Source organism: Solwaraspora sp. WMMD937, from assembly GCF_029581175.1.
Classification (GTDB): Bacteria; Actinomycetota; Actinomycetes; order Mycobacteriales; family Micromonosporaceae; genus Micromonospora_E.
This window is the reverse complement of the sequence record NZ_CP120738.1, coordinates 1789260-1814220: the sequence shown is the minus strand read 5'-3', so window position 1 is coordinate 1814220 and position 24961 is coordinate 1789260. Positions and strand designations below refer to the sequence as shown.

Annotated in this window: 23 protein-coding genes and 1 pseudogene; 9 read left to right on the top strand and 15 right to left on the bottom strand. The window is 70.5% G+C overall.

Translation table 11 applies throughout. From position 1 onward, the window contains the following. Positions 1 to 53 precede the first annotated feature (53 nt). From O7621_RS07695 to O7621_RS07665, 7 genes and pseudogenes are all read right to left on the bottom strand, one after another. On the bottom strand, positions 54 to 314 hold the full coding sequence (locus O7621_RS07695; protein ID WP_282233379.1) for a hypothetical protein: 261 nt from the start codon (positions 312 to 314) through the stop codon (positions 54 to 56). A gap of 236 nt (positions 315 to 550) precedes the next feature. Beyond that, positions 551 to 811: pseudogene (locus O7621_RS07690) on the bottom strand (cellulose binding domain-containing protein); the annotation flags it as partial. 571 nt (positions 812 to 1382) lie between these two features. Beyond that, positions 1383 to 2705 (bottom strand): hypothetical protein, encoded by a 1323-nt coding sequence (locus O7621_RS07685; protein ID WP_282233378.1) that lies wholly within the window; start codon positions 2703 to 2705, stop codon positions 1383 to 1385. A gap of 244 nt (positions 2706 to 2949) precedes the next feature. Beyond that, on the bottom strand, positions 2950 to 4101 hold the full coding sequence (locus O7621_RS07680; RefSeq protein ID WP_282233377.1) for a serine hydrolase domain-containing protein: 1152 nt from the start codon (positions 4099 to 4101) through the stop codon (positions 2950 to 2952). A gap of 2 nt (positions 4102 to 4103) precedes the next feature. Then, positions 4104 to 4928 carry a carbohydrate ABC transporter permease gene (locus O7621_RS07675; RefSeq protein WP_278173432.1) on the bottom strand — a complete coding sequence of 275 codons (825 nt, stop codon included), beginning with the start codon at positions 4926 to 4928 and terminating at the stop codon, positions 4104 to 4106. Next, a complete protein-coding gene (locus O7621_RS07670; protein ID WP_282233376.1) occupies positions 4925 to 5851 on the bottom strand; it encodes a sugar ABC transporter permease in 927 nt (308 codons plus the stop codon). The genes O7621_RS07675 and O7621_RS07670 overlap by 4 nt, the downstream gene beginning before the upstream one ends. Next, positions 5848 to 7209 carry an extracellular solute-binding protein gene (locus O7621_RS07665; protein WP_282233375.1) on the bottom strand — a complete coding sequence of 454 codons (1362 nt, stop codon included), beginning with the start codon at positions 7207 to 7209 and terminating at the stop codon, positions 5848 to 5850. The genes O7621_RS07670 and O7621_RS07665 overlap by 4 nt, the downstream gene beginning before the upstream one ends. Positions 7210 to 7483: 274 nt before the next feature. On the opposite strand from O7621_RS07665, the gene O7621_RS07655 reads away from it, so the two are divergent. The 3 genes from O7621_RS07655 to O7621_RS07645 all read left to right on the top strand — a co-directional run bounded on the left by O7621_RS07655 (position 7484) and on the right by O7621_RS07645 (position 11641). Beyond that, entirely contained in the window at positions 7484 to 8572 is a 1089-nt protein-coding gene (locus O7621_RS07655) for a LacI family DNA-binding transcriptional regulator (RefSeq protein ID WP_348775290.1), read from the top strand. Positions 8573 to 8666: 94 nt separating this feature from the next. After that, positions 8667 to 9608: a glycoside hydrolase family 68 protein gene (locus tag O7621_RS07650; RefSeq protein WP_282233374.1), complete on the top strand. Its 942-nt coding sequence runs from the start codon at positions 8667 to 8669 to the stop codon at positions 9606 to 9608. Between the two features lie 362 nt (positions 9609 to 9970). Continuing rightward, complete coding sequence (locus O7621_RS07645) at positions 9971 to 11641, top strand: DNA repair helicase XPB (protein WP_282233373.1); 1671 nt, start codon at positions 9971 to 9973, stop codon at positions 11639 to 11641. Here O7621_RS07645 and ligD (O7621_RS07640) read toward each other — a convergent pair. Next, positions 11633 to 12586, bottom strand: coding sequence for a non-homologous end-joining DNA ligase (gene ligD, locus O7621_RS07640; RefSeq protein WP_282233372.1), 954 nt, complete (start codon positions 12584 to 12586; stop codon positions 11633 to 11635). The genes O7621_RS07645 and ligD (O7621_RS07640) overlap by 9 nt on opposite strands. Beyond that, positions 12576 to 13547 (bottom strand): non-homologous end-joining DNA ligase, encoded by a 972-nt coding sequence (ligD, locus tag O7621_RS07635; RefSeq protein WP_282233371.1) that lies wholly within the window; start codon positions 13545 to 13547, stop codon positions 12576 to 12578. Before ligD (O7621_RS07635) ends, ligD (O7621_RS07640) begins: the two co-directional genes overlap by 11 nt. A gap of 148 nt (positions 13548 to 13695) precedes the next feature. Between ligD (O7621_RS07635) and O7621_RS07630 the strand changes: the two genes are divergently transcribed. Then, positions 13696 to 14799, top strand: coding sequence for a Ku protein (locus O7621_RS07630; protein ID WP_282233370.1), 1104 nt, complete (start codon positions 13696 to 13698; stop codon positions 14797 to 14799). Positions 14800 to 14887: 88 nt separating this feature from the next. Here O7621_RS07630 and O7621_RS07625 read toward each other — a convergent pair whose 3' ends face one another. Both O7621_RS07625 and O7621_RS07620 read right to left on the bottom strand, forming a co-directional pair. Next, positions 14888 to 16636 (bottom strand): hypothetical protein, encoded by a 1749-nt coding sequence (locus O7621_RS07625; RefSeq protein ID WP_282233369.1) that lies wholly within the window; start codon positions 16634 to 16636, stop codon positions 14888 to 14890. Next, positions 16633 to 16962: a DivIVA domain-containing protein gene (locus O7621_RS07620; protein ID WP_282233368.1), complete on the bottom strand. Its 330-nt coding sequence runs from the start codon at positions 16960 to 16962 to the stop codon at positions 16633 to 16635. The genes O7621_RS07625 and O7621_RS07620 overlap by 4 nt, the downstream gene beginning before the upstream one ends. Before the next feature lie 328 nt (positions 16963 to 17290). On the opposite strand from O7621_RS07620, the gene O7621_RS07615 reads away from it, so the two are divergent. The 3 genes from O7621_RS07615 (at position 17291) to O7621_RS07605 (ending at position 20491) form a co-directional block, all read left to right on the top strand. Beyond that, positions 17291 to 17530: a winged helix-turn-helix domain-containing protein gene (locus tag O7621_RS07615; RefSeq protein WP_282233367.1), complete on the top strand. Its 240-nt coding sequence runs from the start codon at positions 17291 to 17293 to the stop codon at positions 17528 to 17530. A 639-nt stretch (positions 17531 to 18169) separates the two neighbouring features. Beyond that, positions 18170 to 19285, top strand: a complete 1116-nt coding sequence (locus tag O7621_RS07610) for a cellulose binding domain-containing protein (protein ID WP_282233366.1) — start codon at positions 18170 to 18172, stop codon at positions 19283 to 19285. 42 nt (positions 19286 to 19327) lie between these two features. Further along, positions 19328 to 20491: a DJ-1/PfpI family protein gene (locus tag O7621_RS07605; protein ID WP_282233365.1), complete on the top strand. Its 1164-nt coding sequence runs from the start codon at positions 19328 to 19330 to the stop codon at positions 20489 to 20491. Positions 20492 to 20706: 215 nt separating this feature from the next. Here the strand turns inward: O7621_RS07605 and O7621_RS07600 are convergent, their stop codons facing one another. Then, on the bottom strand, positions 20707 to 22044 hold the full coding sequence (locus O7621_RS07600; protein WP_282233364.1) for a transposase: 1338 nt from the start codon (positions 22042 to 22044) through the stop codon (positions 20707 to 20709). A gap of 19 nt (positions 22045 to 22063) precedes the next feature. Here O7621_RS07600 and tnpA point away from each other — a divergent pair, with 19 nt between their 5' ends. Next, positions 22064 to 22483, top strand: a complete 420-nt coding sequence (gene tnpA, locus O7621_RS07595; protein WP_282233363.1) for an IS200/IS605 family transposase — start codon at positions 22064 to 22066, stop codon at positions 22481 to 22483. On the opposite strand, the gene O7621_RS07590 is transcribed toward tnpA, so the two are convergent. The 3 genes from O7621_RS07590 to O7621_RS07580 form a co-directional block, all read right to left on the bottom strand. Then, complete coding sequence (locus tag O7621_RS07590; RefSeq protein WP_282233362.1) at positions 22480 to 22689, bottom strand: hypothetical protein; 210 nt, start codon at positions 22687 to 22689, stop codon at positions 22480 to 22482. The two genes, tnpA and O7621_RS07590, sit on opposite strands and share 4 nt — an antisense overlap. Positions 22690 to 22827: 138 nt before the next feature. Then, positions 22828 to 23925: an alkene reductase gene (locus O7621_RS07585; RefSeq protein ID WP_282233361.1), complete on the bottom strand. Its 1098-nt coding sequence runs from the start codon at positions 23923 to 23925 to the stop codon at positions 22828 to 22830. A gap of 48 nt (positions 23926 to 23973) precedes the next feature. Continuing rightward, entirely contained in the window at positions 23974 to 24348 is a 375-nt protein-coding gene (locus tag O7621_RS07580) for a DoxX family protein (protein WP_282233360.1), read from the bottom strand. 117 nt (positions 24349 to 24465) lie between these two features. On the opposite strand from O7621_RS07580, the gene O7621_RS07575 reads away from it, so the two are divergent. Beyond that, positions 24466 to 24951 (top strand): MarR family transcriptional regulator, encoded by a 486-nt coding sequence (locus tag O7621_RS07575; RefSeq protein WP_282233359.1) that lies wholly within the window; start codon positions 24466 to 24468, stop codon positions 24949 to 24951. Positions 24952 to 24961 lie beyond the last annotated feature (10 nt).

Below are 24961 nucleotides of genomic sequence, written 5' to 3'. Positions count from 1 at the left end.
CACGGCGGTCGGCCCGGACCGCGCGGCGGCCCCGGTCGGTACGCCCGGAGCCGTCAGCCCGTGGGCCGGCCGTCGTGCCGGTGCCGGCGAGCCGCCTCGATCACCGACACCGTGAGCAGCAGCGCGGATCCGGTGCCGAGTGCCTCACCGACCGAGTCGACGAAGCCCTGACGCAGCACCAGCCAGCCGAACAGGAACCAGCCGACGAGCAGGGTCGACGCGAACGCGTACCAGAACAACGTGGCCCGCGAGACCGACGCCGGGTAGCCCCGGTCGGTCGACCCCGGTCGATCCGCACTGTCGTTGACCGCCATGACCGCCTCCCGGCCCGATCGCTGCCCTTCACTGTCTCCAGACTGGCAGGTCGGGGCCGGATCGGACAGTAACCGGCACCGGCCGACGTGTCCGGTGCCGGCCGGCACCGTCGGGGTCGGGATGCCGGTGCGGGCGGGGACCCGCACCGGCGCCCGCTGCCCTGAGTGGGCGGGATCACCAGGGTTGTCTTCCCGTCACCGGTGTAGGCGGTCACCTCCAGCGGCGACGCCTTGGAGCTCTTGGTCAGCGTCGTGTTCCACGCCTGGGTCACGGTCTGGCCTGCGCCGAACGACCAGGTGTGGGTCCAGCCGTCGATCGGAGCACCGAGGTTGTTGACGGTGACGTTGGCGTCGAATTCGCCGGGCCACTGGGACGACACGGCGTAGTCCACAGAGCACCCGGCTGCTGCGGCGGCGGTTGCGGGCAGGACCACGGTAGCCGCCGAGGCGACCAGGCCACCGGCCGCCGCGAGCAGCGCTGCTCGTTTGTGACACAGGTTGGGATGGCGGCGTCGGCCACGGTGCGGGCTGGGCACCGTGGCCGACGCCTGCAGGGCACCGGCACCGCCGGGCAGCCGCGTCGCACGGCGTGGCCCGGGGACGCTTCACCGAGGTGGCCTCGCCCGGCCCGCGACGCCCGGCGCCCGAGGCCCGGCTCGAAAGGCGGGAACGCTGCTGGCCAGCACACCCGGCTGACTCCCGACAAGGCCGGTGCAAGCAGGTGGGACGCGCCCCGCGCCCCACAGCAGGAGCATAGGTGTTATCGCTAACACCATCAATACATCGAGACAACCAGGTCTATCATTGGCGGATTGTAACGATGTGAATGGGAAGCTGCGGCACCCTCACTGCCGATCGACCCGCCGAGCACCTTCGACCAGCCATCGCTTGTTTGCGATAACAAGGGCACTCGAACCGTTTCGAGAGGTTGCCGGACCGTGGAGCCAGGGCTGGCGGCCGGAGACACGCGTGAGCCCGTCGGAGGATTCGGCGATCCTCCGACGGGCTCACGGTCGGACGGTGGTCAGACCGACCCGGATCCGGTTACCCGGAGCCGGGTCCGTCGGCTCAGGAGGCGCTGTCGTTGCGCTGGCTGAGCAGCCACTTCAAAATGCTGCGGTCCTCGTACGTCGGACCGTAGGCGGCGTGGTAGTCGGGCAGCGAGAACGCGTCGTTGCCGTACTCGGTGTAGCGCACCAGGTCGGCGATCTCCTGCTCGCTCTTGCCCTGCGCCGCGTGCGCTGTCTGCAGCGCGTCGCGGGAGTTGCGCCCCAGCGAGATGTTCAGCAGGTGGTCGTTGACGCCGTGGGTGACGTACACCGGCATCTCCGCCTCAGCCACCGCGGCGGCCTGCTCCTCGTTGATCTGGAACCCACCGGTGATCAGACCGGCGGCGAACAGGTCGGGCCGCTGCTCGAACGCCGCCCAGGCCAGCTGCGATCCGTAGGAGACGGTGGTGGTGTAGATCCGGGTGGAGTCGACGCTGTACTCGTCGACGAACTCGTCGATCAGCTTGATCAGCAGCGCGGCCTCGGCCGCCGCACCGACCCGCTGGTTTTGCGGGGCGAGCACGATCACGTCCTCGTCGCTGCCGGTCCACTTACGCTCCAGCCAGGCCACCGCGGGAATGTCCGCCGCGATCTGTACCCCGGTGTTGCCCCCGTCGAAGCCCATCCCGTGGCCGGGCAGCACGACCATCAGCGGATACCGCCTTGCCGGGTCGTAGTTCTTCGGCAGGTGGTAGTGGTACGGCAGCACCATGCCGCCACTCAGGTACGAGTCGTAGGCGAACTCGTCGACCAACAGGTTCACCGGCTCCTCGGTCATCGCCCGGACCCGGTGCGGGGTGCCCGGTGCGAGCACCGGCCCCAGACCGTTGCCGTTGCCCGGCTTGGCGTGGATCCGCTTGCGCTGGGTCAGCGTGGTCGGCAGATCCGGGTTGACCTTCACCGTGCACAGGAAGGTCGGGCACTTCGAGACGATCACGGTCCAGCCGCCCACATCGGCCGGGTCGAGTTCGATGATCACGTAGCGTCCGGTGACCGACCGCTGGTCGAACCGGGTGTGCGCCCGGCTGTTTGTGTAGACGTTGGTGATGGTCCGATCGGCCATCTTGGTCAGGTCCTCGATCGGGTTGAACCGGAAGTTGTACACGGTGTCCGACACGGTGTACGTGCTCGGGTCGATCGAGTCGGGGTTGACGATCTCGCCGTACTCGACCGCCACGGCGGAGACCCGCTGACCGTACGTGTAGACCTCGGTGATCGGGGTGATGCTCTGGATGCCGGTGGTGATGCCGCCGCCGTCGCCGCCCTGGGCGTTCGCCGCCCCGGCGGTGCTCAGCACCGCGGCTGCGGCGAGCAGGGCAACCGCCTTCTTGCGGAGGGTCATGCGTCCTTCCTTCCCGCGCGAGCGCGTGTGCCCAGCCAGGCCTGCGGGTGGGGGTTCGCAGAGAGGGGGACCGGCAGTCAAGCTGAGCGAGTAGATCGACGCTAAACTGATTTAGCTGAGCATGCTCGTCATGATCGGGCCATGTCAAGATACGTGCCGGAAATCAACTGGACATATGGTTGTTGCTGGTGGGACGGGGGATGCTCGCTCCGAGCCCCGACGGGGAAATATCCGGTCGGAGCCCTCAGTCCAGGCAGTCCCGCAACGCGGCCGTCAGCCGGTTGGCCCGGTCGTCGTCCGCCGCCCCCATCTGGTTCAGCACGTACCCGAACCCGACCCGGTAGCGGTCGTCGGCGAAGCCCAGATGCCCGCCCGCCCCGTCGTGACCGAAGCTGCGGTCGCCGAGCATCGGGCGGATTCGGGGCGACCCGAGCAGGAATCCGGTTCCCCAGCGCTGCCCGGCGTCCGGGCCGCCGAACCGCTGCCGGCCCTGCGAACGCACCACCACCGCGTCGTCCACCGAGGCGGTGGTCAGCAGCGGTGGTCCGGCCACCGGCGCGACGCAGGCGGCGTACAGCCGGGCCAGGCCGGCGGCGGAGCTCACCCCACCGGCCCCGGGGACCTCGGCCGCCTGGACGGCCGGGTCGTTGAAGCTGACCAGGCCGGCGGCGTCCGCCGGGAAGTCGAACGCGCCGCCCATGGTCAACGACCGCTCGCTGACCCGGTCCGGGTAGCTGACCGGGTTGTCCGGCGGAGCCAGCGTCCAGGCGACGCTGTCGCACTCGGCGGCCGGCAGCCCGATCCAGGTCCGCAGGCCGAGCGGCCCGGCCAGGGTGTCGCGGAAGAACTCCCCCACCGGTACGCCGGTGATCCGCCGGATCACTTCGCCGACCAGCCAGCCGTAGGTCAGCGCGTGGTACGTGTACGCCGTGCCCGGCTGCCACAGCGGAGTCTGCTCCTCGATCGCGGCGATCACCGGATCCCAGGCCAGCACCTGTTCCCGGGTCAGGTCACGGTCCAGCGCCGGCAGGCCGGCCCGGTGGGTGAACAGGTCACGGACCACGATGTCGGCCTTGCCGTTGCGACCGAACCCGGGCCAGTAGCGGGTGACCGGGGCGGCCAGGTCCAACCGGCCGGACTGCACCAGCAGATAGGCGCAGACCGCCAGGATGCCCTTGGTGCAGGAGAAGACCACCGCCGGGGTGTCCCGCTGCCAGACCCGGCCGGTACGCGGATCGGCGAGCCCGCCGTACAGGTCGACCACCGGGCGGCCGTCGACGTAGACGGCCAGGCCGGCGCCGACCTCGCCCCGGGTGGCGAAGTTGTCCCGGAACACGTCGGCGACCCGGCCGAAGCCGTCGGCGACGTCGCCATGGACGATCGGATCGTTGGACACGGTCACCCCTTCACCGAGCCCTGCAGCAGGGCCTTGATGAACTGACGCTGGAAGATCAGGAAGACGATCAGCGTCGGGGTGAGGATCAGCAGCGACCCGGCGCACAGCAGCACCTGGTCGGTGCCCCACTGCCCCTGGAAGGCGCCGAGCGCGCCGGCCATGGTCCGCTTGGTGCCGTCGTCGACGAGCACGATGGCCAGCAGGAACTGGTTCCACGTCCAGAGGAACAGCAGGATGGTCAGCGAGGCGATCGCCGGCCGGGCCAGCGGCAGGTGGATCCGCCAGAACAGCTGCCAGGTGCTGCTGCCGTCGACCCGGGCGGCCTCGGACAACTCGGCCGGCACGTTGATGAAGTGGGTCCGCATCCAGAACACGCCGAACGGCATGAAGAGCCCGATCAGCGGCAGGATGATCGCCCACCGGGTGTTCAGCAGACCGAAGTCCTGGATCTGGTAGTAGAGCGGAGTGATCACCGCCTCGAACGGCATGGTCAGGCCGAGCAGGAAGAAGACGAAGACGAACCGGGCGCCGGGGATCTTCAGGTGACCGAGGCCGAAGCCGGCCATGGTGGCGATCACCACGGCGACCGGCACCACCCCGGCGACGATCAGGCCGCTGGACTTGAGCAGCGCGCCCATGTTGGCCACGGTGAAGGCGTCGGCGAAGTTGCCCCACTGCGGGTCGGACGGCCAGGTCAGCCCGGTCGGCACCGTGCCGCGGGGTTGCAGCGCCGCCGACAGCATGCTCACGAACGGCAGCAGGGTGACCAGGACCAGCAGGATCAGGAAGACCCGTCCGGTCACCTGCTCACTGCGACTGAGCCTCATCCCTTCTCCTCCCGGGTCAGACGCTGGATCGGCAGTACGCAGAGCAGCACCAGCGCCATCAGCACGATGGCCAGCGCGGAGGCGAGACCGACCTGCCGCTGGGCGAACGCCAGCCGGTAGATCTCCAGGCCCGGCACGGTGGTCTGGTATCCGGGCCCGCCGCTGGTGGAGATGTAGACGATGTCGAAGCTGGCCAGCGCGGCGATGACGGTCACGGTCAGGCAGACGCCGATCTCGCGGCGCAGGCCGGGCAGGGTGACCGCGACGAATTCCCGGACCGGGCCGGCGCCGTCCATCCGGGCCGCCTCGTACAGGCTCGGATCGATCTTGCCGATGCCGGTGATCAGCAGGATGGTGCACAGGCCGAGGGAGACCCAGGCGCCGATCATGCCGACCGACGGCAGGGCGGTGTCGAAGTCACCGAGCCACGGCCGGGCCAGCCCGCCCAGGCCGACGGCGCGCAACGCCTGGTTGACCACGCCGGACGACGAGAGCAGCCAGCTCCACGCGATGCCGGCGGCGACCAGCGGGATGACCTGCGGGAGAAACAGAATCGTCCGTACGGCGGTGCCGAACAGGCCGGTGGCCATCCGCCGGACCAGGCTGGCCACCAGCAACCCGACCCCGACCGGGACGAAACTGAAGAAGATGATCAGCACGAACGCGTTCCCGATGATCTTCAGCAGGTCGGAGTCGGTGAAGACGGTGAGGTAGTTGTCCAGCCCGGCCCACCGCGCGACGCCGATGCCGTTCCAGTCGTAGAGCGAGTACTGGAAGGTCAGCGTCAACGGGCGGACCACGAAGACCACGTACATCACCAGGGCCGGCACCACCCACAACCAGCCGGACCAGCGGCCCGAACGGGCCCACCGGTTCCGGTGGGCCCGCGCGGGTGACGTGCTGCCGGTAGCGGGCAGCGTCATCGAGACAGTTCCTCTTCGTACTGGGCCTGGACCGCCTGCACGTACCCCTCCGGGGTCTGCTCGCCGACGATCAGCTTCTGCAGCTCCGGGGTGATCGCCGAGGCGAAGATCGAGCCGGTCGCGTTGGCGGTGAAGTCCACCGCGCCGTTCTCCTCGGCCAGCTGCCCGCTGGCGGCGAGGGTCTGGGCGAGGACGGTGCCCTCGGCCGCGGTCGGCACCTCGAGATCGGCCGGGCCGCCGGGGCTGGAGCCACCGACCTGCACCGAGATCTCCCGGGCCTTCTCGTTGGTGTGCACCCAGTTCAGGAAGAAGGCGGCGGCGTCGGGGTTCTTCGCCTTGGCGCCGACCCCGAAGGTGTTCGGGGCGGACATCGCCACGTGCGAGGCGCCCGCGGTCTCCCCCGGGAACAGGAAGAAGCCGACCTCGCCCGGCATGTTGGTGTCCAGGTTGCCGGACTCCCAGTCACCGTTGAACATGAACAGGCCGTTGCCCTCCTGGAACTGGCCCATCATCGCGGTGTAGTCGATGGCGTTGGCGTCCGCCGGGAAGTAGCCGGCCTGGGCCCACTTCTCGATGGTCTGGGTGGCCTTGAGCGCGGCCGGCGTGTCGAAGGTGGCGCCTTCCTTCTGGAAGATCCAGTCGGCGATCTCCTGCGGGTCGCCGTACTGGTTCTGCAGCGCCTGGTGCGGGAAGTTGATTCCGGCGGTGTCCTGGTTGAACTGCATGATCGGCTGGATGCCGGCGTCCTTGGCCGCGGCGAGCAGCTCCTCGAACTCGGCGATGGTCGCCGGCGGCTCGGTCATCCCGACCTGCTCGGCGAGTTCCTTGTTGTAGAACACGCCGGTGACGCTGTAGCCGAGGCCCATGCCGTAGAGCGAGCCGCTGCCCCGGGTGCCGTCGTCGGAGATCCGCAGCTGCTCCAGCTGCGAGGCGGGGAAGCTGTCCCAGCCGTACGCGTCGAAGTAGGGGTCGAGGTTCTTCAGCAGGCCGTCGGAGACCAGGTCGATCATGGTGGGCAGCCGGATGATGTCCGGCGCGTTGTCGCCGGCCAGCACCCGGGGGGCGTTCTCGACGATGACGGTGAACTGGTCCTCGCGCACGTTGAACGTGACGTTCGGGTACTGGTTGCTGAACTCGTCGGCGAGCGCCTTGGCCAGCGGGAAGCCGGTCTCGGCGTACATCTCCAGGGTGATCGGGTCGCTGCCCAGTTCGGTGCTGACCTCGGTGTCACCGCCGTCCTCGGTGACCGGGTCGGCACCCGGGGCCGAGCAGGCGGTGACGGCAAGGGTGGCCGCCATCAGCGGCGCCAGCGCCAGCGCCGGGCGACCGGCGTGGAGCTTCCGCGCATATCTACGCATCTCGGGACTCCTTGAGTTGTCGCCGCCCCGCCGATCCCACGCGGCGCAGCGGTTCGTGATGTTTTCGCCTGCGACGGCTGCGGTGCACCGTCGCGCTGGGGTTCCGCCCGCGAGTGGCCTGGGCGGATAGTCCAGCTAAACTGATTTAGCAGAGCATGCTGCGCGAAGCTCGTTGCTGTCAAGGACCAGTTGGCAACGGTCCGGAAACGGCTCGTTCACAGGTGGCGGGTCAACCCGCCTGCCCCGGACCCGGGGCGGCATCGCATGATGGAGCATGGGCATGACCGGCGGAGGCAGTGCGGTGGACAGTGAACCCTCATCAAGAGGAGCAACGGCGCGAAACCGGGCCACCTTGGCCGATGTCGCCCGCCGAGCCGGCCTGTCCAAGACCGCCGCGTCGATGGTGCTGAACGGACGGGAGGGAACGCGCCTCTCCGTCGAGGCGCACCAGCGGGTCTTCGCCGCCGCCAAAGAACTAGGCTACCGCCCGAACGTCGCCGCACGAAGCCTACGGACCAGGAAAACCGCCACGATTGCCTTCGTATCCGACATCGTGGCAACTACCCGTTTTGCCGGTGGGTTGATCCGGGGGGCGCTGGACGCCGCCCGGGAGCGCGACCACGTACTGCTGATCACCGAGACGCAGGGCGACGCCGAGTTCGAGCGGTACGCGATCGAAGCCATGCTGGACCGGCAGGTCGACGGGGTGATCTACGCCGCGATGGCCACCCGCCGGCTGACCGTGCCGCCGGCCATCCTGGGCGGCCCGGTGGTGCTGCTCAACGCCACCAGCCCGGACAACCTGCCGTGCGTGCTGCCGGACGACGAACTGGCCGGTCGGGCGGTCACCGAAGCCCTGCTCAAGCAGGGCCACCGGCAACGGATCGCGCTGATCGGGCGCAACCGCCTCAAGGAACGCGACCCGGAGGTGTCGCTGGCCGCCGAGGCCAGGCTGCTCGGTATCCGGCACGCTCTGTCGGCCGCCGACGCCACGCTCTACGCCGAGCCGTTCTGCCGGGAGTGGCTGCCCGAGCACGGCTACACCGCGATGCGCACCCTGCTCGCCCGAGCCGTCCCACCCACTGCGGTGATCTGCATGAACGACCGCCTCGCCTTCGGCGCGTACCAGGCGATCGCCGACGCCGGGCTGACCGTGCCCACTGACATCTCGGTCGTCTCGTTCGACGACGACCCGATCGCCACCTGGCTGCGGCCCGGTCTGTTCACGGCGGCGCTGCCGCACGAGCGGATGGGCCAGCGGGCGGTGGAGATCCTGCTCGACGGCGAATCCACCGAGCGGTGCGTGGTGCCGATGCCGCTGCATCGCCGGAAGTCGATCGCCGCACCGGCGGACGGCGGCTGAGCAGCGACGCCGGCCGGCCCCTGGAGGTCCGTCCCAGCACGCCGGGTAGCGACACAGATTTGGCGCTAAACCGATTCACTGCTAGGTTTCCGGCATGCTTCGGCTACCGGATCACTGGGTGTGGGACAGCTGGTACGCACGGGACGACAGCGGCCGCTGGCACGTCTTCTTCCTGCGTGCCTCCCGGGCGTTGGGCGACCCGCACCGACGGCACCACCGCGCCAGCATCGGCCACGCGGTCTCCACCGACCTGCGCAACTGGCGGCTGGTCGCCGACGCGCTGGTCCCGGCGGACGCACCCGCCTGGGACGACCTCGCCACCTGGACCGGCAGCACCGTCCGGGGTCCGGACGGCCGCTGGTACCTCTTCTACACCGGGGTCAGCCGGGCCGAGCAGGGGCTGGTGCAGCGAATCGGCCTGGCCGTCTCGGACGACCTGATGACCTGGCACCGGCACGGCACCGAACCGCTGGTCGAGGCCGACCCGACCTGGTACGAACTGCTCGACCGGGACGCCTGGTACGAACAGGCGTGGCGCGACCCGTGGGTCTTCCCGGATCCGACGGGTGCGGGCTGGCACATGCTGATCACCGCCCGGTCCGCCACCGGGCCGACCGACACCCGGGGCGTGATCGGGCACGCCACCTCGGACGATCTGATCACCTGGCAGGTACGGGCACCACTGTCCGTACCAGCGGGGTTCGGGCACCTGGAGGTCCCGCAGGTGGTGGTGATCGACGGACAGCCGTTGTTGCTGTTCTGCACCAACAACGCCGTGTCGCCGGCCCGGGGCGCGGCCACCGACCAGATCTGGGTGGTGCCCGGCCCCGCCACCACCGGCCCGTGGGACGTCGCCGCCGCCCAGCCGTTCACCCGCCCCGGCCTGTACGCACCGCGCCTCGTACCCGACGCCGACCAGGACGGCTGGCAACTGATCGGCTTCCTGGACCACCTGGACGGGCGGTTCATCGGCGAGATCATCGACCCGGTCCCGGTGCGGTACACCCCCGGCGTCGGGCTCACCCCGGCTCGCTGAGGTGGTGGCCGCCGGCTGCTCGCTGGAGAGTCGCCAGCAGCCGGTGGCCACCACCCGGCCGTCGCACGGGTGCGGACCGCTCGCCCCCGTTGCTCCGCCCGCGTCGCCGCTCCCCGGGCTGCCTCTCCGGCCCGGACGGGTCACGGTGCGGATCGAACGCGTCCGTCGGCACCGGCCAGTGTGACGCTGCCCTGAGCGGGACAGCCGTCGTGGTGTAAGACGCCGCAGCCGCCGCTGAGGTTGCGATATTCACCAGGTACGCAACGATCGTCACTCCGACAGTGGCGTCGGTCACCGGGGCCGCCCGGGGCCGGGCAGTCGCGTGCGAGACTGGTGGGTCGGCCAGAAGGGGGATACCGACAGTGAACAACGGACCACTGATCGTCCAGTCGGACAAGACCTTGCTGCTGGAGATCGACCACCCGGACGCCACCGCGTGCCGGATGGCGATCGCCCCGTTCGCCGAGCTGGAGCGCTCGCCCGAGCACGTACACACGTACCGGCTCACCCCGCTCGGCCTGTGGAACGCCCGCGCCGCCGGGCACGACGCCGAGAGCGTCGTCGACGCGCTGCTGAAGTACTCCCGCTACCCGGTACCGCACGCGCTGCTGGTCGACGTCGCCGACACCATGGACCGGTACGGCCGGCTGCAGCTGGCCAACGACCCCGCGTACGGGCTGGTGCTGCGGACCACCGACCGGGCCGTGCTGACCGAGGTGACCAAGAGCAAGAAGCTCGCCGGCATGTTCGGCGACAAGATCGACGACGACACGGTGGCGGTGCACCCGTCCGAGCGGGGCCGGCTCAAGCAGGGCCTGCTCAAGCTCGGCTGGCCGGCCGAGGACCTGGCCGGCTACGTCGACGGCGAGGCGCACCCGATCGAGCTGGACACCGCCGGCGCCGACGGGCGTCCCGGCTGGTCGCTGCGCTCCTACCAGCAGGAGGCGGTCGAGCAGTTCTGGGCCGGCGGCTCCGGAGTGGTGGTGCTGCCCTGCGGCGCCGGCAAGACGCTGGTCGGTGCGGCCGCGATGGCCGAGGCCAAGGCGACCACCCTGATCCTGGTCACCAACACGGTCGCCGGCCGGCAGTGGAAGCGGGAGCTGGTCGCCCGCACCTCGCTGACCGCCGACGAGATCGGCGAGTACTCCGGCGAGCGCAAGGAGATCCGCCCGGTCACCATCGCCACGTACCAGGTGCTGACCTCGCGCCGCAAGGGCGCCTTCACCCACCTTGACCTGTTCAACGCCCGCGACTGGGGCCTGGTGATCTACGACGAGGTGCATCTGCTGCCGGCGCCGATCTTCCGGTTCACCGCCGATCTGCAGGCCCGCCGCCGGCTCGGCCTGACCGCCACCCTGGTCCGCGAGGACGGCCGGGAAGGCGACGTCTTCTCGCTGATCGGGCCGAAACGCTACGACGCGCCGTGGAAGGACATCGAGGCGCAGGGCTGGATCGCCCCGGCCGAATGCGTCGAGGTGCGGGTCACCCTCACCGACGCGGAACGGATGGGGTACGCGGTCACCGAGACCGAGGAGCGGTACCGGGCGGCGGCCACCGCGCGTACCAAGCTGCCGGTGGTCAAGGCGCTGGTCGACCGGCACCACGGTGACCAGGTGCTGGTCATCGGGGCGTACATCGACCAGCTGCACCAGCTCGGCGAGTTCCTGGGCGCGCCGATCGTGCAGGGCTCCACCACCAACAAGGAGCGGGAACGGCTGTTCGACGCGTTCCGCAACGGTGAGATCCCCACGCTGATCATCTCCAAGGTCGGGAACTTCTCCATCGACCTGCCGGAGGCGGCGGTGGCGATCCAGGTGTCCGGCACGTTCGGCTCCCGGCAGGAGGAGGCACAACGGCTCGGCCGGGTGCTGCGCCCCAAGGCCGACGGCCGGCAGGCGCACTTCTACACCGTGGTTTCCCGGGACACCATCGACACCGAGTACGCCGCGCACCGGCAGCGGTTCCTCGCCGAGCAGGGGTACGCGTACACGATCGTCGACGCCGACGACGTCCTCGGCCCGGCCCTACCCTGACCCTTGTCGGCGGTCCGGGACCGGCGGCCCGACGGTCAGCAGGTCGGCGAGCAGGTCGCCGTACTCGGCGAGCCGGTCCAGCACCTCGGCGGCGGTGAACTGGCGGACGACGCCCGGCTCGCCGGCCGCCGCGGCCTCCACCTCCGGCCAGGTCAGCGGCGCGGAGGCGGCCGGCACCGGGCCGGCCCGCAGCGAGTACGGCGCCACCGTCGTCTTCGCCGCGTGGTTCTGACTCCAGTCGATGAAGACCCGGCCGGGGCGCAGCCGCTTGGCCATCTTCGACGTGATCGTCTTCGGTGAGCGGCGTTCCAGCTCCTCGGCGACCCGCTTCACGTAGCCGGAGACGACGTCGGCCGGCTGCCCGGCCGACACCGGCGCGCCGAGCTGCATGCCCTTGCGGCCGGAGGTCTTCGGGAAGCAGGCGATGCCGTCGTCGGCGAACCGGTCGCGGATCAGCACCGCGACCGCGCAGCACTCCTCGATCCCGGCGGGTGCTCCCGGGTCGAGGTCGACGACCAGCAGGTCCGGGTCTGCGCCGACCCGCCACTGCGGGGTGTGCAGCTCCAACGCGGCCAGATTGGCCAGCCAGACCAGGGTGGGCAGGTCGTCGGCGACCACGAAGTCGAGCTCGTCGCGGCCCCGTGACGACCCGGGGGTCGGCAGCCGCTCGGTACGCACCCAGTCCGGGGTGCTGGCCGGGGCGTTCTTCTCGAAGAAGAACTGGCCGTCGACGCCGTTCGGGTAGCGGATCCGGGTGAGCGCCCGGTCGGCGAGGTGCGGCAGCAGCGCACCGGAGACCCGGGTGTAGTAGTCGATCACCTCGCCCTTGGTGAACCCGGCCGCCGGGTACAGCACCTTGTCCAGGTTGGACAGCTCCAGCGACCGGCCGGCGACGTCCACCCGGATCCGGCGCTCGCCCGCGCCGAGACCGCGGTCAGCCCGCATCGGCGTCCTCCTCGGTGACGTCGGTGGCCGGCACGTCCGGGCGGATCCGCATGAACCGGGGGAACCGCAGCCGCCCGTCCGGGGTCTGCTGGCCGTACCGTACTTCGATCACCACCTCTGGGCGTACCCAGATCGCACCGCGGGCGTCCTCCCGGGGCAGCGCAGCGTCGAACGGCGACATGTCGGTGCGCAGCGGCTCCAACGCGGCCAGCAGGGCCCGCTCGGCAGCCGAGCCGATCCCGCCGCCGACCCGGCCGGTGAGCCGCAGTGCGCCGGTCGCCACTCCGGCCGCGTCCCGCACCGGTACGCCGACCAGCAGCCCACCGATCCGGCGGGCCCCGGGACGCCAGCCACCGACGACGAAGTCCCGGGTCAGCTCGATTTTCACCTTGACCCAGTCGGGGCTGCGGGCACCCGGCCGGTAGATCGCGTCGCGCCGCTTGGCGACCACGCCTTCCAGCCCGTGCTCGGCGGCGGCGGCCCGGGTCGCCGGCCCGTCGGTGAAGCTGGGCGGCACCGCCCACGCCGGCCCGGCCAGCCCGAGCGCTTCGAGGGCGTGCCGCCGGTCGTGGTACGGCCAGCCGGTCAGGTCGGCGCCGCGCAGCCGCAGCAGGTCGAAGATCATGTACGTGGCCGGCGCACCGGCGGCCAGTCGGGCCGCCCGCCCCGGGTCCCGTACGTGCATCCGTTCGGCGAGCAGGGTGAACGACGGCCGGCCGGCGGCGTCGAGCAGCACCATCTCCCCGTCGAGCAGGGCGTCGTCCAGGGCGCGGGGCAGCCCGGACAGCTCCGGGTAGGCGATGGTGATCTCAGCACCGGACCGGGCGTACAGCCGCTGCCCCCCGCCGGATATATCGGCTAAAGCGCGCACGCCGTCCCATTTGAACTCGTACCACCAGCCGGGGCCTGTGGGCAGCTCCCCGGTCGTCGCGAGCATCGGCCGCAGCGGTCCACCCGGCACCCTGCCACTGTAAAACCAGCAACGAAGTGGTCGCGCTCAGTTCTGTCGGATGCGATCCTGGATCAACACCGGGCCGACCTGGCGATCTTGACCTTGGGGAAGGGCGGGACAGGTCGGCGGCCGCCGGTGGTGGCGAAGGGGATCAGCCATGCGCGCGATCTGGAAAGGCGCGGTGTCGTTCGGCCTCGTGTCGATCGGGGTACGCCTGTACTCCGCCACCGAGGAGAAGGACATCCGGTTCCACCAGGTGCACCGGGAGGACGGCGGGCGCATCCGGTACAAGCGGGTCTGCTCGGTCGACGGCGAGGAGGTCAGCTACGACGACATCGCCAAGGGCTACGACCTCGGCGGCGGCGAGATGGTGATCCTCACCGACGAGGACTTCGCCGACCTGCCGTTGAGCACCTCCCGGGCGATCGACGTACTGGAGTTCGTGCCGGCCGACCAGGTCGACCCGATGCTCTACAACAAGGCCTACTACCTGGAGCCGGAAGGTACCGCGACCAAGCCGTACGTGCTGCTGCGTGACGCGCTGGCCGACTCGGACCGGGTGGCGATCGTCAAGGTCGCGATCCGGCAACGCGAGCAGCTGGCCACCTTGCGGGTACGCGACAACGTGCTGGTGCTCAACACGATGCTCTGGCCGGACGAGATCCGCCAGGCATCGTTCGGCTTCCTCGACGACGACATCCAGGTCCGCCCGCCGGAGCTGGCGATGGCCGCCTCGCTGATCGACTCGATGGCCGGCGAGTTCGCTCCGGACGAGTACACCGACGACTACCGGGCGGCACTGCAGGAGGTCATCGACGCCAAGGTGGAGGGCCGGGAGATCGTCGCCCCGGAGGAGGAAGAGGAGGCACCGGCCGCCGCGGTCGACCTGATGGCCGCACTGCGCGCCTCGGTCGAACGGGCCCGGGTGGCGCGCGGGGAAGCCGCTGGCGAAGCTTCGGACGAGGCTGCTGGCAAGGACCGGGAGCCCGCCGAGCCGACCCCGATCACGTCCGCCAAGTCGGCCAAGGCCGCCGCCGCTCCGGCGGCGAAGAAAGCGGCCCCGGCCAGGAAGACAGCCCCGGCGAAGAAGGCAGCGTCCGCGGACCAGAAGAGGACCACCGCCAAGAAGGCCCAGCCGGAGAAGAAGACCGACGCCCGCAAGGCCGCCGCAAAGAGCACCGGTCAGAAAACCGACGGTACGCAGAAGTCAGGTGCCCGCAAGACCGCCGCGAAGAAGACCGCTGACCGCAAATCCGCCTGAACCGCCCAACTCCGGACCCTCCCCGGGGCAGGTACGAGTTTCAGCTTGATGCCACAGGTGCATCAAGATGCACCTGTGGCATCAAGCGTCAGCGGCTCGGGGCGACCCAGAATCGGCAGCCGACCTGGTCCAGATGCGCGGCCACCACCTGCCCGGCGTGCGCGGCGGCCAGCTCGGTGAGCTGCCCGACGATGTCCGGCACGACCGGCGGCGCCAGCTGCTGCGGCACCGGGATCGGCCGCGCCGGGTCGGCCGGCAGCGACTCGACCACCGCCAGCTCCAGGTAGCGCAGGCAGCAGCCGATCGCCTGCGGCACGCTGCGGCTCAACGGCTCGTCCACCGGCTCCAGCTCATCCACCTGCCCCAGCTCATCCACCTGCTCCTTTCCACCGGCCGGGTTCGTCCCGCCGGCCGCAGTGCTGGTCACCGGCAACGCCTCGACGCCCCAGAGCAGGTCGTACACCACCATCGGATCGTCGACGTACGGCCGCATGTCCCGCGCGGTCACCCGCAGCGCCAGACCGAGCCCGACCACCAGCGCAGCGAACGCGTCGAACGCCGGCAGTTCGGCCCAGTCGGTGGCGTGCACCAGCAGGCGGGCACCAGGTCGGCCGGCGGCGGCAGCCCGCAGGTACCGCCGGATCGGGTCCGGCCCGTCGCCGAGCACCGGCACCACCCCGTCGCGCAGCTCCTGCGGGACCACCCGCTCGCCGGTCAGGTCGAGCAGGTCCACCGGCCGTACGCCGAACACCCCGGCCAGCCGGCCCAGCCGGAACCGTTCCGGCAGCCGCGCCACCGGCAGCCCACCCGATGCGATGACGGGCGCACCGGTGGCCGGGCTCGTGGTGCGGCTCGGCCGCCACTCGACGTACGTCGCCCGGTCCCGAAGATTGGTGACGGTGACGACGGCAGCGTCGAACTGCCGGCCGTGGCCACCGCACCGCCGACAGGTCAGCACCGGATGCCGCCAGCCGGTGGCGTGACAGTCCGGGCACGGCACACTGGGGATCGGCTCGCCGAGCCACGGCGGCAGCGGCGGCTGCCAGGTCCGGCGCAGCACCGGTGCCCGTTCGGGGATCGCCGGCCGGGGGCCCGGGATCCGGCACAGCGACGTGTGGTGCCAGCGGCGGTCCCGCCAGATGGCCTGCGCCCCGGCGGTCCACTCCCCCGCGCTGGCCGGTGCCGGCGGCGGCGTACCGCAGTCCTGGACGATGCGGCGCTCCAGCCGATCGACGTCGATCCCGTCGGGCGGCGCCGCCGACCGCAGCGCCGGCAGCAGGAAGTGCGCCGGCGCGGTCAACGACCGTTCGGCCAGCCCGGCCAACGCGTCCGCCACGGCGGTACCGTCGACGGCAGCGGGCAGGCTCGCGGCGTACCCGCGCTGGTCACGGGGCACGGCCGCGCCGGGCGTCTCGAACCTGATGTCCCAGTTGAGATCGGCCGCGAACACCCCCCACCGGGCCTCGAGGACCAGGTCGAGGCAGAGCAGGTCGGCCAGCGCGCACAGCCGGCCCAACGACTCGTCGACGCTGACCGGCGGCTCAGCCACCGTACGCCCGAAGTGGATCGACCAGGCCGGGTGGCCGGGACCGGTGTGCGCCGCCGCGAGCCCGGCGGCCCGCTCGGCGTCCGGATAGCGCAGGTCACGCAGCGTCGACCGGTCGACCTTGACCTGCGCCGCCAGCTCGTCACGCACCGGCCACAGTGGCATCTCCCAGCCGCCGTGCGGTGCCGGCTCCGGCTCGATGTCGCCGGGCATCACGCTGGTGGAGGCGACCGCGCCGGTGTCCAGGTTCGCGACGGTCAGCACCAGTTGGGTACGCGGCCCGGCGGTCATGCGTACATCCGGGTTTGGGCGGACTGCCATTCGCGCAGCGCCAGCTTGATCCGCAGGTTCTCGTCGTCGGTGCGCCGCAGGTCGTCCCGCAGGGCGGTCAGGTCCTCTGCGACGTAGTGCAGGAAGGCGTACACCTCGGCAGGGTCGAGGCCGCGCCGCACTTCGCGGAACCGGCGGTCGCGGACCTGGCCGGGGTGGATCCGGGGCCGCAGCGGCGGCCGGCGGAACACTCCGGCGTTGCGGGGCCGCCGGTGCTGCGGTGGCTCGACCACCGGGTTTACTCGCCGGCCTGGTCGGTTGAAGATCCGGTGGAGAAGGTTGCGCATCGTCGGGGTTCCCCTTCGGTCAGGAGTACGCCGACAGCCGGTGCCGCCGACGCGATGCCGCGCTGGTGCTGTGCCTGATCTGCTCCCGGTGCTGGTGCGGGCGGGTTTGGCGCTGATCCGCTCGGGTAGGGCGGTCGGGGCGGGCAGGCCGCGCGCCACCACCCCGCCCCGACCAGTGCACGAACACCCCATCGTTGCCACGCGAGGAGCGCCCGCAGGAAGCAACTTATATGAGGAAGCCAAGTAACTCAAGTTCCATTGCTCGTGCACCTTCCTTGTGATCAAATTGGAGTTGCCACGCGAGGAGCCCTCGACAAGCAGGAGCGCCATGCCTGCCAAGCCCGACTACCTGCGGATCGCCGACGAGATCATGGCGGACATCCGCGCAGGCAAGTACGCACCCGGCGACAAGCTGCCGTCGATCGCCGAGTTTTGCAAGATCTACACGGTCAGCCCGTCCACCATGCAACTGGTGCACATTCGACTCGAAGCCCTTGAGGTGATCCGCCGACACCAAGGCAAGGGCATCTTCGTCACCGATCCGGCGACGTGGATGCGCAAGCCGTAGGCCCCTCTCCCGGTCACCGGTGACCTGTTATCTGCGTCTCGTCAGGGCATCGTCGGGCGATGATCCACTGCTCTTCATCGAGTCGACATACCGACGCCTGCCAGAAGGCGCGCATCCGATCACCGCGCTCGGACTACAACCAAGACCGCCGCCCTCGTCAGACCCGCACGGCCAACTCAGGCTTACCTACCCGGCTTCTCTTTCACTCTCAGTGACCACCAATGCCAGGACGGGCGGTCAACATCGGACCTTCGCGTCGAGGTGAGGCTGACGCACGTTACTCCGCGGTTTGACGTGCGTCAGCCTCACCTCGACATAAGCGGAGTGGGCACCACTCTGCACCGTTGACGGTCAGTGACGCGGAGTCCCGTCAGATAGGGAGCAAATACCGCGTAAGCCACGTTCCCGACGCTCGGGGCAGGCACCGGGCGGCCATACCCAGCGCGCCGTCACACCCGTTGTACATTGACAGTCACTGATGTAACGATGAGGGTGCCTACAGTGGCCTGGGCCGGCGGACAACTGTGGGACCGTCCGTCCTGCCGGCCCAGCTGGGTCGGCACGGGTTCCTGGGATCAAGGGAGACCAGCCCCCATGTCGTTGTCGTCCACCCCACCGACGCGTCACCGTACCGATGAAGTGCCCCGCAGCCGCCGACGGACCTCGTGGTGGCGGGCCGCGTGGTGGCGGGCCGCGGCCGGCGTCGCCGCCGCGATACTTCTCGCCACCAGCGGTACGACGGCGGCCAGCGCCCCGGCACACGCGGCCGGCACGACCGCCGGGGCCGCCACCAGTGCCGGATGCCTGACGGTGACAATCGAGAGCAGCTACTGGAACAACGGCCCGGACAGCGGTGGCGTCTTCCGCGACATCACCATCACCAACACCTGCGCCACGGCGGTCACCGGCTGGAAACTGGTTTTGACGCTGCCGGCCGGCGAAACGGTCCAGCAGGGCTGGAACGCCAACTGGACCCTGGACGGCAAAACCCTCACTGCCACCCCGACGACGTGGAACAACGTCATCGCCGCCGGCAGATCGGTCGAGATCGGATACGTCGGTGCCTGGACCGGCGACCGACCGCAGGATCCGGGCTGCACCATCAACGGCGACCCGTGCGACGGCAACCAACCCGGGCCGGGGCCGGCACCCGAGGTGACGCTGACCAGTCCGGTCGACAACAGCTACCTGGTGTCAGTCTGCGCCATCCGGATGACCGCCGACGCCAGCACCAAGACCGGGACGATCGAACGGGTCGAGTTCCACATCAACGACCAGCTCGTCGGCAGCGACACGACGGCCCCGTACGGCATCGACGTTCCACCCGACCACCCGGCGCTGCGCGACGGCGACACCAGTGACGGCTTCCCACGGCACACCGCCTTCGCTCGGGTCGTCACCGTCTCACCGGCGGACACCGCCGACTCGGCGACGATCACCTTCAGCCAGGCCGCGCCGCCACCGGCGCTGATGGTGATCGCCTGTCCGTCGCAGGTGGAGGTGCCGGCCGGTGGCTCAGCGACCATGACGTTCGTGACCGTCTGCGCCGCCACCCCGGCGCTGCACCTGACGGTGACCGGCGACCCCGGAGTCAGCGTCACCCCGACGGTCACCCGGCCCGGCAGCACGGAACACCCGGTCACCATCACCGCCGCACCGGGCAGCGCCGGAGCCGTAGCCCAGGTCAGGGCGACGGCCGACACCGGCTCGTGTCTGCCTGCCACAGCAACGGTCACCGTCGGCCCGCCCGGGTGACGGCTCGGAACCACCCTGGCCGGTGTGCGGCACGCTGGTGAGGTGACCCGCCACCGCGCTGCCCCGCCCCGGGTGGTGGCCGTGATCGGCTACCCGGACGCCGAGTTGCTGGATATCGCCTGCCTGACGACGACGTTCGACTATGCCAACCGGGGCGCGGACCCGCCGTACGAGCTGGTGGTCGCCGCCCCGGCGGGGCGACCGATCAGCTGCCAGTCCGGGTTGACGCTGCACGCCCAGGCTGCGCTCGAACGGCTTCACGGCCCGCTCGACTCGGTCATCGTGTCGGGAGGGGAGGGGCATCTCGCCGCCTCCGGGGACACCCGGCTGGTCGCCCACGTACGGCGGCTGGCCCGGGAGTCCCGCCGGGTCGCCTCGGTCTGCACCGGCGCGTCGGTGCTGGCCGCCGCCGGGCTGCTGGACGGGCGGCGGGCCACCACCCACTGGATGTACGCCGACCAGCTCTCCGCCCGCCACCCCGCCGTACGGGTGGACGCCCGTCCGCTGTGGATCCGCGACGGCGTGGTGACCACGGCGGCCGGTGTCACCAGCGCCCTCGATCTCGCTCTGGCCTTCGTCGAGGAGGACCACGGCGCGGAGCTGGCCCGCCACGTCGCCCGCGCACTGGTCACCTACCTGCAACGACCGGCCAACCAGGCCCAGGTCAGCATGTTCCTGGCCGCCCCGGTCCCCGAGCACAGCCTGGTCCGCGACCTGGTCTGGGCGATCCGGGACGCGCCCCACGCCGACCTGAGCGTGCCGGCGCTCGCCGCCCGGGCGGCGGTCAGCGAACGTCACCTCACCCGGCTGTTCGTCGCCCACCTGGGGCAGAACCCGGCCAGCTTCGTCCGAGGCGTACGGACCGAGGCGGCGGCCCACCTGCTGGTCACCAGCCGGCTACCGCTGGCCGCGATCGCCGCCCGGTGCGGGCTTCGGCTCCACCGACGCGCTGCGCCAGTCCTTCATGGACCGGTACGGCATCACCCCGTCCGGTTACCGGGCCGCGTACCGCAGCAGCCGCACCGGTGCGGCGGACGACCTGGCCGGATCCGCCGGATCACCTGGGTCACCTGGGTCACCTGGGTCAGCCGGAAACGGTGCCGGTGGCGGCGAGGGCCAGGAAGCCGAGTCCTAACGGGACATCCAGCAGTACGCAGAACTCGGCCAGCAACCGGGGCACCACCTCGTCACGCCGGTGGTGGATGACGTCCCAGACGCCGTGCGCGGCCAACGCCAGCCCGGCCAGCACCATCCCGACCGCCGGAACGACCAGCACCGCGGTGACCGCGAGCCCCCCGTAGCCGAGCAGCGCAACCGTCTGCGCGGTGAGCGGCGCCCTCGGCACACCGCCGACCAGGCCACCGGCCACCAGCACCACCGCGACTAAGCCGAGGCCGGCCCACCACGGCAGGCCGGTCAGCTTACTCGCCGCGACCACCCCCGAGCCGGCGCCGAGTCCTACCCAGGCCATCCAGCGCCGCCGGGTCGCGGCGGCGGTGAGTTGACATCCTCTCCGCCCTGAAGAAGGACGGAGATTCCTCCACGCTGCGCGTGGAACACGCAGCGTCCGGGTGGGTCACCGCTTCACTGCGCGCCGCCGGGACAAGTCCCGGTCTTACGTGCGCTCGACGGTCGTTGAAGTCCGCCTGTCCGGCGGCCTTGATGTTGATGGCGGCGTTGATGTCCCGGTCGTGGTGACTGCCGCACGGGCAGTCCCACTCCCGGACGTTCAACGCGATCTTCTCGTTGATCCGGCCGCAGTCGCAGCACATCCGGGTGGACGGGAGCCACCGGTCCACCCGGGCGAACGCGCGCCCGTACCGCTCCGCCTTGTACTCCAGCATGCCGGTGAAGGCGGCCCAGCCCGCATCGTGCACGGACTTCGCCAGCCGAGTCCGGCCGAGACCAACAACGCACAGGTCCTCGACGTACACCGCTTGGTTCTCGCGGATGATCGCCGTGGACAGCTTGTGCTGCCAGTCCCGCCGGGTGTCGGCTACCCGCGCGTGAGCGCGGGCCACCTCGATCACGGCTTTCCTGCGGCGGTTGCTGCCCCTCTGCTTGCGTGAGAGTGCCTGCTGCAACCGCTTGAGCTTGCGGGCCGCGCGGCGCAGGAACTTCGGTGCGGTCACCTTCGTGCCGTCGGACATGACCGCGAAGTGGGTCAGGCCCAGATCGATGCCGATCTCGGAGTCGACCGGCGGCAGCGTCTCGTCCTCGCCGATCTGCACGACGAACGAGGCGAAGTACCGGCCTGCTGTGTCCTTGATCACGGTGACCGAGGTGGGATCCGACGGCAGGCCGCGCGACCAGCGCACCGCAACGTCGCCGATCTTCGGCAGCCGTAGGCGGCCGTTGTCACGGACCTTGAACCGAGAGTTCTTCGTGAACCGGATCGCCTGCCGGTTGTCCTTACGGGACCGGTACCGGGGTGGGGCGACCTTGCGGCCCCGGCGTTTGCCGGACAGCGAGTTGAGGAAGTTGCGGTACGCGGTGTTCAGATCGGCGAGGGCCTGCTGCAACACCACGGCCGACACCTCACCCAGCCAGGCCCGGTCCTCGCTGGCCTTGGCCGCTGTGATGACCAACTTCGACAGGTCGCCGTCGGAGATGTACTTCTCGCCCGCCTCGCGGGCCTGCTGACGCAGCCTGAGTCCGTCGTTGAAAACCACCCGGGCGCACCCGAACGCCTGCGCCAGCGCGGTGCGCTGGGCGGCGTCCGGGGTGATCCGGTAGTTGTAACGGAGCTGCACGGCCATCACTGTATCATGTTGGTTTATGGTCGAACTTCGAGGCATCCGCACCGGCAGGCACTGCACTTTCGCGATGCATGTCCACTTGGTTTTCGTGACGAAGTTCCGGCACAACGTGTTCGCCGACCGGCACCTGACCCGGATGGAGGCGATCATGCGAGACGTGTGCGCCGACTTCGAGGCCGAACTGGTCGAGTTCAACGGCGGCCACAACCACGTCCACCTGCTGGTCAACTTCCCGCCCAAGGTCGCCGTGGCCAGGCTGGTCAACAGCCTCAAAGGGGTCTCCTCGCGCCGCCTCCGGCAGGAGTTCCCCGACCTGGCACGCCACCACTACTACCGGGCCAACAAACTCTGGTCCGGCTCGTACTTCGCCGGGTCTGTCGGCGGCGCACCGTTGATCGTCATCAAGCAGTACATCGAGCAGCAGAACCGTCCCGGTTAAGGCACTGCTCGGGCCCGGCGGCCCTCCCAGCGCGGGCCTTCACCCCCGGCCTGAACGCCGGAGCACTGGCCCGCATTCCGGTAGCAGAGCACGGCGACACCGAGCACGACCGCCAGGACTTCACGCCCGGCCCCGGCCACCAGGACCAGCACGGCACACCCCAGGCCGAGCGCGCTCGGCCAGCGGTGCAGCAGATTCGAGGTCATACCGATGACGGTGCCGGGGCCGGCGGCGGATGACGAGGCCCCGGTCGCGGCCTGTCCGGATTCCCGGGCATCCTGTCCGTTGAACCCGCAGTGCCGCGAGACCGGAGCCCCGCAGGGCCGCAGTGCTGCCGTCGGGGCCTATCCGGCGTCGGCCGAGGTGCTGGCGCCGTCCAGGAACGGGTAGTCGGTGTAGCCGTGGGCGTCACCGCCGTACACCGTCGCCTGGTCGACCTCGTTGAGCGGAGCCTGCTCACGCCAGCGGCGTACCAGGTCGGGGTTGGCGATGAACGGCCGACCGACCGCGACGGCCGCCGCTCTCCCGCCACGTACCAGGGTCTGCGCGGTTTCCCGGTCGGTGACCGTCGCGAACCCGGTGTTGACCACGACCGGGCCGCCGAACCGGGCCGACAGGTCCGCGAGCAGCGGATCGGCCGGGTCGATCGACAGGTGCAGGAAGGCCAGGCCGAGCGGGGCGATCGCGTCGACCAGCGCCCGGTAGGTGGCGGCGGTCTCGGCCGGATCGTCCTCGACCAGCCCGTTGGCGCCGTTGGCCGGGGAGAGCCGCAGCCCGACCCGTTCCGGGCCGATCTCCTGGGCGACGGCGGTGACCGTCTCGGCGACGAACCGGGCACGGGCGGCCGGCGAACCGCCGTACCCGTCGGTGCGCTGATTGGTCGGCGGGGCGAGAAACTGGTGCAACAGGTAGCCGTTGGCGCCGTGCAGCTCGACCCCGTCGAGGCCGGCGTCGACGGCCGACCGCGCCGCCTGCCGGAACTCGTCGACCACCTGCGGAAGCTCGTCGGTGGTCAGGGCTCGGGGCGTCGGGTACGGCTGCCTACCGGTGGCCGTGATCATGGCGCCGTCGGCGGTGACGGCGCTCGGCGCGACGGTCTCCAGCCCGTGCTTGTTGTCCGGGTGGGCGATCCGGCCGGCGTGCATCAGCTGGGCGACGATCCGCCCGTCGGCGGCGTGCACCGCGTCGGCGATCCGCCGCCAGCCGTCGACCTGCTCGGGTGTGTGCAGGCCGGGGGTGTTCGGGTAGCCCTGCCCGACGGCGCTGGGCTGCACCCCCTCGGTGATGATCAGGCCGGCGGTGGCCCGCTGCTGGTAGTAGGTGGCGGCGTGCTCGTTGGGTACCCCGTCGGGCTGCGCCCGGTTGCGGGTCATGGGTGCCATGAAGACCCGGTTGGGCAGGTTCCACTTGCCGATGGTCACCGGCTCGAACAGCTCAGGCATGGTCAGGTCTCCCCAGGAGGTGGTGAATGGTCAGAAGGCGTACGGGCGTCAGAAGGCGTACGGGCCGAATCGGCCCCAGGCGACGACGGCGGCCATCGCCAGGAGGACCAGGTTGGGCAGAATCGCCGGGTACTCCTTGCGCCGGGCGTGCACGATCGCGGCGCCGATCATCATCGCGACCAGGCCGAGGGCGGCCAGCGGCACGAACACCGGGGCGATCCCGGTGACCGCCGGCAGGATCAGGCCGATCGCGGCAAGGATCTCCAGCGCGCCGATGGTCCGCACCAGACCCATCGGGAAGTCGGCGGCGAAGCCCATGCCCTTCTCGACAAGCTTCTCCCTCGACTGGCTGACCTTCATCAGCCCCGCGCCGAGAAACGCTGCGGCGAGCAGTCCGGCGAGCACCCAAAGAACGATGTTCATATCTGTCTCCGATGTCGGATCGCTTTAAGCTTGAAGCGAGGCTAGTCCGCGATGACTTCAAGCGTCAAGTGACGCAGCTCTCGTGATCACTTGACGCTTGAAGCTAGACTCGACGACATGGCCACCCCGACCGAGCAGCCCAACTGGCTCGACAAGGAGGAACTGGAGACCTGGTTCGCCCTCGTCGGCGTACTGGCCAGGCTGCCGGCGGCGCTCGACCGGCAGCTGCAGCGCGACGCCGGGATCAGCCACTTCGAGTACCAGGTGATGGCCGCACTGTCCGAGACGCCCGAGCGCACCATGCGGATGAGCCGGCTCGCCATGATCGCCGACGGGTCGTTGTCGCGGCTGTCGCAGGTGGTCACCCGGCTGGAGAAACGCGGCTGGGTCAGCCGTACGCCGGACCCGACCGACGGCCGCTACACCCTTGCGACGCTGACCGACGACGGCTGGGACAAGCTGGTCGCCACGGCACCCGGGCACGTCGCCGAGGTGCGTCGACTCGTCTTCGACCCGATGACGAAGGCCCAGTGCCGGCAGCTGCGCGACATTGGCCGACGCATCACCACCACCATCGACCCCGACGACTCCTGCCTGCGCTGAGCGCGGCGGC

What these genes read in the sequence shown, in the direction of transcription:
- O7621_RS07580 (WP_282233360.1), bottom strand. Translation starts at nt 24,348, where the DNA reads ATGAACATCGTTCTTTGGGTGCTCGCCGGACTGCTCGCCGCAGCGTTT.
- O7621_RS07620 (WP_282233368.1), bottom strand. Translation starts at nt 16,962, where the DNA reads ATGCGCAACCTTCTCCACCGGATCTTCAACCGACCAGGCCGGCGAGTA.
- O7621_RS07665 (WP_282233375.1), bottom strand. Translation starts at nt 7,209, where the DNA reads ATGCGTAGATATGCGCGGAAGCTCCACGCCGGTCGCCCGGCGCTGGCG.
- O7621_RS07615 (WP_282233367.1), top strand. Translation starts at nt 17,291, where the DNA reads ATGCCTGCCAAGCCCGACTACCTGCGGATCGCCGACGAGATCATGGCG.
- O7621_RS07675 (WP_278173432.1), bottom strand. Translation starts at nt 4,928, where the DNA reads ATGAGGCTCAGTCGCAGTGAGCAGGTGACCGGACGGGTCTTCCTGATC.
- O7621_RS07695 (WP_282233379.1), bottom strand. Translation starts at nt 314, where the DNA reads ATGGCGGTCAACGACAGTGCGGATCGACCGGGGTCGACCGACCGGGGC.
- O7621_RS07590 (WP_282233362.1), bottom strand. Translation starts at nt 22,689, where the DNA reads ATGACCTCGAATCTGCTGCACCGCTGGCCGAGCGCGCTCGGCCTGGGG.
- O7621_RS07600 (WP_282233364.1), bottom strand. Translation starts at nt 22,044, where the DNA reads ATGGCCGTGCAGCTCCGTTACAACTACCGGATCACCCCGGACGCCGCC.
- ligD (WP_282233372.1), bottom strand. Translation starts at nt 12,586, where the DNA reads ATGCGGGCTGACCGCGGTCTCGGCGCGGGCGAGCGCCGGATCCGGGTG.
- O7621_RS07685 (WP_282233378.1), bottom strand. Translation starts at nt 2,705, where the DNA reads ATGACCCTCCGCAAGAAGGCGGTTGCCCTGCTCGCCGCAGCCGCGGTG.
- O7621_RS07630 (WP_282233370.1), top strand. Translation starts at nt 13,696, where the DNA reads ATGCGCGCGATCTGGAAAGGCGCGGTGTCGTTCGGCCTCGTGTCGATC.
- O7621_RS07575 (WP_282233359.1), top strand. Translation starts at nt 24,466, where the DNA reads ATGGCCACCCCGACCGAGCAGCCCAACTGGCTCGACAAGGAGGAACTG.
- O7621_RS07655 (WP_348775290.1), top strand. Translation starts at nt 7,484, where the DNA reads ATGGGCATGACCGGCGGAGGCAGTGCGGTGGACAGTGAACCCTCATCA.
- O7621_RS07585 (WP_282233361.1), bottom strand. Translation starts at nt 23,925, where the DNA reads ATGCCTGAGCTGTTCGAGCCGGTGACCATCGGCAAGTGGAACCTGCCC.
- O7621_RS07670 (WP_282233376.1), bottom strand. Translation starts at nt 5,851, where the DNA reads ATGACGCTGCCCGCTACCGGCAGCACGTCACCCGCGCGGGCCCACCGG.
- O7621_RS07625 (WP_282233369.1), bottom strand. Translation starts at nt 16,636, where the DNA reads ATGACCGCCGGGCCGCGTACCCAACTGGTGCTGACCGTCGCGAACCTG.
- tnpA (WP_282233363.1), top strand. Translation starts at nt 22,064, where the DNA reads ATGGTCGAACTTCGAGGCATCCGCACCGGCAGGCACTGCACTTTCGCG.
- O7621_RS07650 (WP_282233374.1), top strand. Translation starts at nt 8,667, where the DNA reads ATGCTTCGGCTACCGGATCACTGGGTGTGGGACAGCTGGTACGCACGG.